The organism is Bartonella sp. AA86SXKL, assembly GCF_042196885.1.
Genome location: NZ_JBHIRE010000271.1, coordinates 1 through 773, shown reverse-complemented (window position 1 = coordinate 773; position 773 = coordinate 1). Strand labels below are relative to the sequence as shown.

At 36.7% G+C, this 773-nt stretch carries 1 pseudogene; it reads left to right on the top strand.

Annotated elements, in window-relative coordinates:
- Positions 1-773, top strand: a pseudogene (locus tag ACFIO5_RS11480) (Vomp family autotransporter); the annotation flags it as partial.

The following is a 773-nucleotide window of genomic DNA, read 5'->3' as shown; positions in this document are numbered from 1 at the left end:
ACTAATCAGAATGTTAACACTGTTACAAATAATCTGGCAACAATTGCTAAAAATATATCAAAGTATTTTGGTGGTGGTGCAGACGTATCTAACGGTAAGGCTCCCACTTACACTATTCAGGGTAAGCCACATAATGATTTTGAATCTGCTTTTAGTACTGTTGATAATTCTATCACGAATATACAAAATCAGATTACGAATGCGACAAAAAATAGCCTTGTTAAGCAGGAGGAAAATGAAGGTACTATCACTGTTGGTAAAGCAACAGGTGGGACTAAAATCAATGTTGCAAACAAATCTGGTGAAAATAGGATAATTTCTGGTGTGAAGGCAGCTGTAAATGGTAATGAAGCTGTTAACAAAGACCAGCTTGATAAAAGTATCGAGAAGATTTCTAATGATATTAATCTTACAAGTGCTGCTGCAGTTCTTTATGATAAAGAAAACGGTACCGTTAATTATGGTAGCGTAACTTTAGGTGGGGTAGATAACCAAGTCCCCGTTGCTCTTCATAATGTTAAAGATGGGAAAATTGCTGAAGATTCGCATGATGCAATCAATGGGAACCAAATTAATAAAATATCTGGAGATATAGCAAATTATTTTGGTGGTGGTGCCTCGTTCGAAAATGGTGCTTTTAAAGGACCAAACTATAGTTTATCTGTTATTGTTGAAGATGGTCAGGTGGCAAAAGCCAATTATCATGACGTTGGCTCAGCTTTGAGTGGTCTTGATGCGAATGTGAAGAGTGTGAATACGCATCTGACGAATGT